9 protein-coding genes are annotated in these 6,312 nt (G+C 68.1%); 5 read left to right on the forward strand and 4 right to left on the reverse strand.

Annotated features, from left to right (window positions below):
- Window positions 1-80: 80 nt before the first annotated feature.
- Window positions 81-1,007, forward strand: a complete 927-nt coding sequence (locus H5J31_RS14265; protein WP_181773026.1) for a diacylglycerol/lipid kinase family protein — start codon at window positions 81-83, stop codon at window positions 1,005-1,007.
- A gap of 273 nt (window positions 1,008-1,280) precedes the next feature.
- Window positions 1,281-1,535, forward strand: coding sequence for a WhiB family transcriptional regulator (locus H5J31_RS14270; RefSeq protein ID WP_026466945.1), 255 nt, complete (start codon window positions 1,281-1,283; stop codon window positions 1,533-1,535).
- A gap of 296 nt (window positions 1,536-1,831) precedes the next feature.
- Here the strand turns inward: H5J31_RS14270 and H5J31_RS14275 are convergent, their stop codons facing one another.
- The gene (locus H5J31_RS14275; protein WP_181773027.1) at window positions 1,832-3,355 is read right to left on the reverse strand and encodes a sensor histidine kinase; all 1,524 of its coding nucleotides are present in this window, start codon (window positions 3,353-3,355) and stop codon (window positions 1,832-1,834) included.
- 106 nt (window positions 3,356-3,461) lie between these two features.
- On the opposite strand from H5J31_RS14275, the gene H5J31_RS40555 reads away from it, so the two are divergent.
- The gene (locus H5J31_RS40555) at window positions 3,462-3,536 is read left to right on the forward strand and encodes a 50S ribosomal protein bL37 (protein ID WP_369299112.1); all 75 of its coding nucleotides are present in this window, start codon (window positions 3,462-3,464) and stop codon (window positions 3,534-3,536) included.
- A 67-nt stretch (window positions 3,537-3,603) separates the two neighbouring features.
- Here the strand turns inward: H5J31_RS40555 and rsrA are convergent, their stop codons facing one another.
- Both rsrA and H5J31_RS14285 read right to left on the reverse strand, forming a co-directional pair.
- Window positions 3,604-3,927 (reverse strand): mycothiol system anti-sigma-R factor, encoded by a 324-nt coding sequence (gene rsrA / locus H5J31_RS14280; protein ID WP_181773028.1) that lies wholly within the window; start codon window positions 3,925-3,927, stop codon window positions 3,604-3,606.
- Window positions 3,924-4,562 carry a sigma-70 family RNA polymerase sigma factor gene (locus tag H5J31_RS14285; protein WP_181773038.1) on the reverse strand — a complete coding sequence of 213 codons (639 nt, stop codon included), beginning with the start codon at window positions 4,560-4,562 and terminating at the stop codon, window positions 3,924-3,926. The genes rsrA and H5J31_RS14285 overlap by 4 nt, the downstream gene beginning before the upstream one ends.
- Before the next feature lie 189 nt (window positions 4,563-4,751).
- On the opposite strand from H5J31_RS14285, the gene ybaK reads away from it, so the two are divergent.
- Window positions 4,752-5,228 (forward strand): Cys-tRNA(Pro) deacylase, encoded by a 477-nt coding sequence (ybaK, locus tag H5J31_RS14290; RefSeq protein ID WP_181773029.1) that lies wholly within the window; start codon window positions 4,752-4,754, stop codon window positions 5,226-5,228.
- A gap of 187 nt (window positions 5,229-5,415) precedes the next feature.
- Entirely contained in the window at window positions 5,416-5,979 is a 564-nt protein-coding gene (locus H5J31_RS14295; protein ID WP_181773030.1) for a hypothetical protein, read from the forward strand.
- On the opposite strand, the gene H5J31_RS14300 is transcribed toward H5J31_RS14295, so the two are convergent.
- Window positions 5,929-6,312 (reverse strand): alpha/beta hydrolase family protein (locus H5J31_RS14300; RefSeq protein WP_328701483.1); only part of this gene is annotated, 384 nt, incomplete at its 5' end. The genes H5J31_RS14295 and H5J31_RS14300 overlap by 51 nt on opposite strands.

The following is a 6,312-nucleotide window of genomic DNA, read 5'->3' on the forward strand; positions in this document are numbered from 1 at the left end:
GCCTCGATGAGGACATCGGCGCTGAGCTTCGCGTCACCTGACGCTCCCCTCTTCGGGCCGAAGTCACCTACCCTGCGGTTGTGCGTGCCATCCTCATCGTGAATCCCCAGGCCACCTCGACCACCGCCGGTGGCCGTGACGTGCTGGCGCATGCACTGGCCAGCCAGGTCAAGCTCGACGTGGTGGAAACCGACTACCGCGGCCACGCGATGGCCGTGGCGCGGTCCGCCGCCCGGGACGGGATCGACCTGGTGGTCGCCCACGGCGGCGACGGCACGGTCAACGAGGTGGTCAACGGCCTGCTCGCGGACGCCGACGGCGATCCCGCGGAAATCGGCGACGTCCCCATGCTCGGCGTGGTGCCGGGCGGCTCGGCGAACGTCTTCGCCCGCGCACTGGGGATCGCGCACGATCCCGTGGAAGCGACGCACCAGCTCCTCAACGCCATCGAGAACGACCGAAGCCGCACTGTCGGCCTCGGACTCGCCGACGGCCATTGGTTCACCTTCAACGCCGGCATGGGCTGGGACGCCGATGTCGTCGGCCGCGTCGCCAAGCGACGGGGCAAGCAGACCACCGCGGGCCTCTATCTGAGGGCGGCCGTCGCGTCGCATATGCGGCCTCCGCTGGGGCGTCCGCCCCTCACGGTCCGGATCCCGGGTGAAGAGCCCACCGAAGTGCTGACCGCTTTCGTGTCGAACACCGATCCATGGAGTTACCTGGGCGACCGTCCCGTCCACCTCAATCCGGGCAGCTCATTCGACACCGGATTGGGCCTATTCGCGTTGAGCGGTCTGCGATTGCCCACCGTGTTCAAGCATGTACGGCAGGCATTGCTCACGAAGAGCAACCAACGCGGACGACGTCTCCTTCGTCACGATGACCTGCCGATGATCCGCATCGACGCTGCTGAACCGGTAAACTTCCAGGTGGACGGCGACCTCGTCGGCCAGCGGAAGCGAGTGGAGTTCTTCAGCGTTCCGGGCGCACTGACAGTAACCGTCTGAGCACCGGACCTCTGATCGCCTGCGGCAAAGTGCAACCTGCCGCTCATCGACGCAGAACCTCCGCTCACCGCATCGGCCTTCCCCTCGGGCGGTCGTTTCGGAACGAAACCGCAGGTCAGGAGCGTCGCTCGGCCGGGTGAGCTGACTCACCGATCTTCAGAAAACCCTTGTCGAAACCGGGTCTTCGTGAAAGCATTCACAAGCACCCAAAAAAACGACCGCCATGACGACTATGGCGCGGAGTACCGCGCCGTTATGAAGGAGCTCAGAAACATGGACTGGCGCCATGACGCGGCCTGCCGAGACGAGGACCCCGAGCTGTTCTTCCCGGTGGGAACCAGCGGTCCTGCTCTGTCGCAGGTAACTCAGGCGAAATCCGTGTGCCACCGTTGCACCGTCGCTTCCGACTGCTTGGCCTGGGCATTGGCCAGTGGACAGGACGCAGGCGTCTGGGGCGGGATGAGCGAGGACGAGCGACGGGCCCTGAAGCGCCGTCGTACGCACATCGGCACGCGTACCTCCGCCTGAGTCTTTCAAGACTCAGCAGCTTCACCACAGCGCAGAGCAAAAAAGCAGAGAACACCCCAAGCTTCGGGAAATCCCGCGGCGCAGTGGCTGTATGGCCGCGCGTCGTGAGGTGATACCTACCCGGCTTGAGTTTAACAAGCGAGGCCGACACGCCCCCGAGCGGGTACGGCTTCACAGGACTTTCAAGTCCTCCCGCGGAACCGTTGCAGGGCCGGCGCCATCTTCTCTTCAGGCGCCGGCCCTTAAACGTGTCCGGGTAAGACTGTCCACAAGGGACGATCACAAGGGACAGTCCACTAGAGACGGCGCGAAAGCGGGATGCGCAACGCCGCCTCGGTTCCCGCCCGGCGGCCGCGGGACTCCTCGGATTCGCCGCGAAGTCCGCGCAGGGACAGGGAACCACGCAGTTCCGACTCCACCAGGGTCCGCACGATCTGCAGTCCGAGACCGTCGCTGCGCTCCAGGGAAAACCCCGAAGGCAGTCCGCGCCCGTTGTCGCGGATGACGACGTCGAGCCAGCGGGCCGACCGTTCCACCTCGAGTTCGACCTTGCCCGGCCGCCCGTCGGGGAACGCGTGCTCGATGGCGTTCTGGACCAGTTCGGCCAGCACCATCACCAGAGGCGTCGCGATCTCGGCGACGACGACGCCGAACGAACCCTTGCGCGAAAGCCCGACCTGAGACTCGGCCGTCGCGACTTCGCCGACCATCGGCAGGACGTTGTCGAGCAGTTTGTCCAGATCGACCCGTTCGTCCACGGAGATGGACAGCGCCTCGTGCACCATCGCGATCGACGAAACCCGGCGCACGGACTCGCCGAGCGCGAGTCGCGCCTCCTCACTGGAGGTCCGGCGCGACTGGAGCCGTAGCAGCGCGGCCACCGTCTGCAGGTTGTTCTTCACTCGATGGTGGATCTCGCGGATGGTCGCGTCCTTCGAAAGGAGGGCGCGGTCGCGGCGCTTCACCTCTGTGACGTCGCGCACGAGCACCAGCGCTCCGGCGGCCTGTCCGGCCGGGCGCAGCGGCAGCGCACGGAACAGCACGACGGCACCGCGCCGCGAATCCGCCTCCGTACGGCTGCTGGGCTTGCCGTCGAGGGCCTCGATGATCCGGTGGGACACCTCGGTCGCGTCGAACGGGTCACGGATGAGCGACCTCGTCAACGGTGCGAGACGCTGCCCGACGAGGTCGGATTCGTGCCCCATCCGGTGATAGGCCGACAACCCGTTCGGGCTGGCGAAGACCACCGTGCCGGTCGGGTCGAGGCGGATGAGCCCGTCGCCGACGCGCGGGCTCGTATGCGTGTCCGTCTGGTTCCCCGGGCTGGGGAACGTACCGTCGACGATCATCTGGCACAGGTCACCGGCGCTGCCGAGGTAGGCGATCTCCAGCGGGCTCGGCACGCGCGAAGCCGCCAGGTTGGTCTCGCGGCTGAGGACGGCGATCACGTTCCCGCCGAACACCACCGGGATGGCCTCGCGGCGCATCGGCAGGTCGCGGTACCAATGGGGGTCCTCTTCGCGGCAGATCCGCACCTCGCGGCTCGCCTTCGCCAGCTGAGGATGCTCGTCCACGGTGAACCGGGAGCCGACGACGTCCTCCGGATGGGCCGTCGGCGCCGTCGTCGGGCGTGCGTGCGCGACACAGACGAAGTCGCCGCCGTCGGGCTGGAGTTCCTCGGAGACCGCGACCCAGAGCAGGAAGTCGGCGAAGGACAGATCGGCCAGCAGCTGCCATTCGGCCACCACGGTCTGGAGGTGGTCCGCGGCTTCGCCGGACAGGCCGGTGTTCTCGGCGAGCAGATCGGAGAGGGTCGACACGTCCCCATCCAAGCAGGCCGGGGGCCGCATGACACACTGGAGAGGTTGACCCTGGCCCAGCGGTGTCGTACCACCCCGCGCGGGCCACCTGGACGAGGAGTGAAACATGTCGAAGCGCGCCCGCAAGCGTCGCGACCGTAAGAAGAACGGCGCGAACCACGGCAAGAAGCCCAACTCCTGATCATCGATCAGACGGCGAAGGCCCCCGCACCGATCCGGTACGGGGGCCTTCGTGTGTCCTGGGGTGACTACTCGAAGCGCTGTTCGATGGTGACCTCGGTGCGCTCGATGGTGATCGCGCCCTTGGTCTGCACGGTCTGCCGGATCGAGGCCCGCAGGCGGGACTTGAGGTCGTCCGGCGCGTGGTCGCCACCGCATTTACGGGCGAGCAGCTGCTTGATGTGCTCGTCGATGCCGTATTCCTCGAGGCACGGCGGGCAGTCCTCGATGTGCTTGCGCAGGGCCGCGTCGCGTTCCGCGCTGCACTCCTTGTCCAGCAGCAGGTAGATGTCGGCGAGGGCCTCTTCGCACTTGACCTTGTCGTCCGCGCCGCTGCAGTAGTCCTCGCTCATCGCCCCGCCACCTCCTGCTGTTTGCCGGCGCGGATGAAGCCCCGTTCGCGGGCGACGTCGGCGAGCAGGTCACGGAGCTGGGCGCGGCCGCGGTGCAGCCGGGACATCACGGTGCCGATGGGCGTGTCCATGATCTCGGCGATCTCCTTGTACGCGAAACCTTCGACATCGGCGAGGTAGACCGCGAGACGGAACTCCTCGGGCAGCTTCTGCAGCGCTTCCTTGACGTCGACGTCCGGCAGATTGTCCATCGCCTCGACCTCGGCCGAGCGCAGCCCGCTGGAGGTGTGGCTCTCCGCCTTGGCGATCTGCCAGTCGGTGATCTCCTCGGTGGGCTGCTGCACCGGCTGCCGCTGACGCTTGCGGTAGCCGTTGATGTAGGTGTTGGTGAGGATGCGATACATCCACGCCTTGAGGTTCGTACCGGCCTTGAAGGAGGCGAAGGCGGCGTACGCCTTCAGGTACGTCTCCTGGACGAGGTCTTCGGCGTCGGCGGGGTTGCGGGTCATCCGCATGGCGGCCGAGTACAACTGGTCGAGCAGGGGCATCGCGTCCCGCTCGAAGCGCTCGGCCCGCGCGGCCGCCTCTTCGGCGTCCGTGCCCGTTTCCGGCGCAGGATTCTGCGTGCTCGGCAAACCGTTCCCTTCCCGATCGGCGTCGATGCGCTTGTGCGCATGAGACGTCGCCGAGTTTACGCGCGGACGGATCACCTGGCCGCCCGGCGTGCGCGGGATCAGGATTCGGGGAGCTTCGAGGGTGGTGGACACGTGCGTTCCAACAGCGGCGACCGGTGATGCATTCCCTCGGGTTCGTACACTCCGCCCATGGCAGGCAAGGGAACCCCGGCGACGGCGCTGCTGGCGAAGCAGAAGGTGACGCATGTTCTGCACGCTTACGACCACGATCCACGAGCCGAGTCGTACGGCCTCGAAGCCGTCGAAGCGCTCGGACTCGACCCCGCCCGGGTGTTCAAGACGCTCGTCGCCGAAGTCGACGGGAAGCTGACCGTCGGCGTGGTCCCCGTCACCGGGCAGCTCGATCTGAAGGCCCTCGCGGCCGCCGCGGGCGGGAAGAAGGCCAAGATGGCCGACCCCGCCGCCGCGCAGCGAGCGACCGGGTACGTCCTCGGCGGTATCTCGCCGCTCGGGCACCGGAGCCGGATCCCGGTGGTGATCGACGCCTCCGCCGAGGCTTTCGAGACCGTGCACTGCTCGGCCGGGCGCCGCGGCCTGGAGGTCGAACTCGCGCCCGCCGATCTGGTGCGGCTCACCGGCGCCGTCGTCGCCCCGATCGCCGCCTGACCCCACCCTTCCCGCGTTTAGTCCTCTGAATGCGGTAGTTGCGCGTGCAAGGACCGCATCCAGAGGACTAAACGCGGCGGGGTTCACTCCCGGGAGGGAGAGGGGTCGGTCCGGAGCGGGAAGATCGAGCGCCGCACCTGCGGGATCGTCTTCGGTAAGCGAAAGACGATCCCTGGGGAGCGACGCGATGACCAACACCCTGCCCGGCGTACCGAAGTGGGCGAACATCGCCGCGCACGCGACGCTGCTGGCGACCTTGCCGTCCGGTCTGTGGCGGGTCGCGATGGGCCTGCAGATCCCGGTCGGGTTCACCGAACAGGGCCTGACCGAATTCGGCATCCCCGGCTGGGGCACGGCGTACGTCTTCGGATTGAGCCTCCTCGCCGAGGCGCTCGCGTTCCTCACCCTGGGGCTCGTCCGGCCGTGGGGCGAGGTGTGGCCGCGCTGGATCCCGGGGCTGAGCGGCCGCCGGATCCCGCCTCTCGCCGCGATCGTCCCGGCCGCCGCGGGCTCGATCGCCCTGACCGCGCTCAGCGTCCAGGCCCTGTTCGGCTGGGCGGAGGCCGGTTCGTCGATGTCGCCGGGGAGCTGGGACGAGTCGCCGGTCTACGGCGTCGTCATGGCGGCCTGCTACGCCCCGCTGCTGCTTTGGGGTCCGCTGCTTGCCGCGGTCACCGTGCACTACGCGCGGCGCCGGCTCTCAGGTGAGCGGCCGCAGCACTCGCTGGAGCCACTCGGCGGCCGCGCGTGACACGCCTTCGAGGTCGGCGCTGAGATTGTGGTCACCCTTCAGCATGACGATCTCGTGGTGGTGCCCCGGCTTGGGCGATCCGAACGGATCACGTTCGCCCTGGATCACCAGGGTGGGGACCTCGACGGCGTCCAGTTCACCCTGCCGGGTCTTCTCCGGCTTGCCCGGCGGATGCTCGGGGAAGGCCAGGCAGAGCACCGCCACCGCCTGCCCCGCCGCGGCCGTCCGGCAGGCGACGCGGGCTCCGGAGGACCGGCCGCCGAAGACCAGCGGGAGATCGTCGAAGCGCTCGGAAACCTCGTCGGCCACGGTGAGCCAGGCGGTGTCGAGCTG

This window comes from Amycolatopsis pittospori (assembly GCF_013870525.1).
In the GTDB taxonomy this organism is placed as follows: domain Bacteria; phylum Actinomycetota; class Actinomycetes; order Mycobacteriales; family Pseudonocardiaceae; genus Amycolatopsis; species Amycolatopsis pittospori.